The 3,521-nt window shown below is 63.2% G+C and carries 1 protein-coding gene and 2 pseudogenes; 1 reads left to right on the forward strand and 2 read right to left on the reverse strand.

Annotation, left to right across the window (positions count from 1 at the left end):
• On the reverse strand, positions 1 to 896 hold an 896-nt coding region (dop, locus tag AC2VOU_RS13385), incomplete at its 3' end, for a depupylase/deamidase Dop (RefSeq protein WP_486957820.1).
• A gap of 55 nt (positions 897 to 951) precedes the next feature.
• Positions 952 to 2,670, reverse strand: a pseudogene (locus AC2VOU_RS13390) (FAD-dependent oxidoreductase); the annotation flags it as partial.
• 59 nt (positions 2,671 to 2,729) lie between these two features.
• On the opposite strand from AC2VOU_RS13390, the pseudogene AC2VOU_RS13395 reads away from it, so the two are divergent.
• Positions 2,730 to 3,521, forward strand: a pseudogene (locus AC2VOU_RS13395) (hypothetical protein); the annotation flags it as partial.

Raw genomic sequence — 3,521 nt, forward strand, 5'->3', positions numbered from 1 at the left:
GCGGGATCGCGGCTGATCACGAGGACGCCCAGCACCGGACGGGACAGAGACAGGTCGCTGAGGTCTATCCCGTGGGCGGGGCCCTCATCGATCACGACTAGCACGAGCGCGGTGGTGCCGAGCTTGAGGTAGGACGAGGTCTCGGCGAGGTTGGCGTCACCGATGATGACATGCAGCCGGCGGTACCTATCGGCGTCGGCGTGCGGTTCGTCGCGGGTGTTAATGATGCCGCGTTTCAGCGTGGTCTCCAGACCGACCTCGACCTCGATGTAGTCGGAGCGCTGGGACAGCTGAAAGCCCGGCTCGTCACCGGAGGGCCCGATGCCGACCCGCCCCGAGCCGGTGACCACCTGGCGAGACACCAGAAACGGCGTCAACCCGGCGATGATCGCCGAAAACGGCGTCTGCCGCGACATCAGGTAGTTCTCGTGCGACCCGTAGGAGGCTCCCTTGCCGTCAACGTTGTTCTTGTACAACTGCAGCTTGGCGGCTCCCGGCACGCTGGCGACATGCCGGGCAGCGGCCTCCATCACCCGCTCCCCGGCCTTGTCCCAGATCACCGCGTCCAGCGGGTCGGTGCACTCGGGGGCGGAGTACTCCGGGTGCGCGTGGTCGACGTAGAGCCGCGCCCCGTTGGTCAAGATCATGTTGGCCGCACCGACCTCGTCGGCGTCGACCACCGGCGGCGGTCCCGCTGAGCGGCTCAGGTCGAAGCCTCGGGCGTCACGCAACGGCGATTCCACCTCGTAGTCCCAGCGGGTGCGTTTGGCACGCTGGATGCCGGCGGCGGCAGCGTAGGCCAACACCGCCTGCGTCGAGGTGAGGATCGGGTTGGCGGTCGGGTCCGACGGCGACGAAATGCCGTACTCGACCTCCGTCCCGATAATCCGTTGCATGACTTGAAGCCTAGGCGACGCGTCGACAGCAACCGCGGGCACGCTACTCGGCGTGACGCCGGTTCCACCACCATCGGTCGATACGCCGGAGAAGCGCGAACGGCGCAGGATCCCGGAAGTCGATCTGCAGCCGCTGGCTAGCGTGCGGAGCGGCGACGCCGATGATTTCGTGGGCCGCCAGATAACCGGAGGTGGCCGCCCTCTCCATGGTCGGAACAAACAAGTTCAAGTCCGGTGAATAGATCGCTTCACCGGCCAGAAAGAAGTTAGGCACTTCGGTGCGAATACACGGAGATTGGCGGCGGGCGCCAGGCAGCGGAATCGCAAGCGGCGAGAGATTCACCAAGCGTTTACCCTGCCTGGGCGCCGAAGCAAGATGCGGAGGCAGCTCGTTCGCCAAGCTATTGTATTTGGCCGCACTCAGATGTTTCAGCTCACAATCGATCTGCCAGCCCAAGACGTGGGACCGATCGAGGCCGCACTGCGCCAGGCACTCGGTCAAAATCTCATCTGGCGTACATTCACTTACCGGCCGCTGGAAAACTGGACCGGGCTTATCCACGTCACTCCACGTTATCGACAGAACGTAGCGGGTTCCCTCCGGCAGGCTGACATCCTTCCAGAAGCCTTCTCCCTGCAGAACGGAGATCAGGGCCCACTCGCTCTCAAAATACGTGCCGACGACTCCCGGGCGGATAAACGAGGGCCACGTCGGGGGGATGTCGTGCAAAAAACATTGAATGCCATTCGACCACTCAAGCGCAATGGCATGCTGCTGCGCGAGATGCGGAAGATGTTGCTTGACGTGATCCGGTTTGGCCATCTCCCGCAGCGTCAGGTAGGGCAAGGCGAGAATGGCATAGTTGCAAGCGAACCGGCGGCCATCAGTTGATAGCAATGCGGCGATCCGACCGTCCTCGAACTCGAGATCCGAAACGCGCGTGTTGAACTGAATATCGACGCCGAGGTTTTGGAGCTGACGAATCCAGGGATCGACCATGCGCTCACTCGTCGGTCCATTCATCATCATGATGGAGTGCGCTTTGGCGCCGTTCAATTCTGGTGGGTCACCGGTAAAGTGAAACAGCCCCTTGAGAATGACGGGAGCAATCGCGGCCGCTTCCGCGTTCGGACGGGCCGCAACGAAAATGCGCGGCAAGGCCGAAAAGAACATCTGCACGTCGGGAGACTTGCGACTTAGGTGCAAATAATCTGCATACGAGATATCTTCTAGCTCCGCGACGACTCGCTCTTTGCACATCCACAGCAGGCGCAGGTGAGCGTAGAGATAGCGGATGACGTCGGAAAGCGCCAGTCCCCGTTGCATCAGACCAACGATCGCCAATACGCTCCGCGATGAAATCCGGCCAACTTGCACCAGCGGGTCGAAGGCTTTGCCGATGATCCGCAGGAAGGTTGGCCGTCGGCGTTCCAGCGGAACGGGCGCGGCTGCTTTGCCCATCGAGCGGTCCTTGTATACGCGGACCGCAGTCACACCGACCAGGTTGTCGAGCACGGTCATGCCGTTCTCGGTGGGTATGCGCGAGAACAACCTCAGCAAGGTCTGGTAGCTATCCGTGTAGACGCGCAAGCTGTGCTCGGTCGGGTGACCGTCGGCAAGGCGGACACTCTTGGCTTTGCCCCCGGCTTCGGGTGCCGCTTCGCATAAAGTGACCCGCAGTCCGGCCTCGGCCAGCAGCATGGCGGCAGCCATACCCGCGATTCCAGCTCCGGCAATAACAACACGGGTTTCGGCGGGCATCGACTGTTTCATATTCATATAATCTCGAGTCCCGAATATACCGACTCCCGGCGCCGCTAGGGTGAGCGAGCATGAAGCTTTCGCTTTGCCACCGACGAGGCCACCGAGTATCGGCGCGTGATGCGGCGGAAAGCTGGTTTTTGGAACGCGGCTTGCCGGCGGTGCTGACCCGCCGGGGCCGCTGGCGACGACTGTGGTCGCGGTCGGCCCCCATGATGGCGGCCTACGGAACTCTGCAAGCCTGCACGGTGCCGATCTTCCTCATCACCGACGGCCATGACGTCGATATCCAGGGTGAGCCAACAACCGCCGAATGGGTAATTTTGGCGATTCTCGGGATCACTCCCCTGCTGATGGTGGCCGTCGGCTGGCTGGTGTCCAGGTGGCCATCACACAGCCGGCAACGCGCGGCCACGGCGACCAGCGCGGCGGCGGTGGCGATACTCGTGACGATCGTCAAAAGCGAACGGGTCGCTGACCTGCCGTCGTCGGTCGTCGTGGTGTCCGCAATACCGATCCTGACCGCCAGCGGCTTAGGGTCCGTCCTGGGATGGGCGATGCGTATGACGCTGTCGCACCTCGCGACAGTCGGCGCCCTGGCGGTCCGGGCCCTCCCCGTGGTGCTGCTGACCGCACTGGTGTTTTTCAACACCTACGTCTGGATTATGGCCGCGACAATCACCGGGGAGCGGCTATGGCTGGCGATCATGTTTCTGGCCGGCATCGCAAGCGCCTTCGTCGTCTCCGCCACCCTCGACCGGGTCAAACCGATGCTGAAGTCGACCGCGGCGCTGCCGAGGGACGCCGAAAGGCTGGCGGACACGCCCTTCGCGGCGATGCCCGACACCTCGCCCAGCCCCCCG

It is taken from the genome of Mycobacterium sp. TH-M25 (assembly GCF_057473665.1).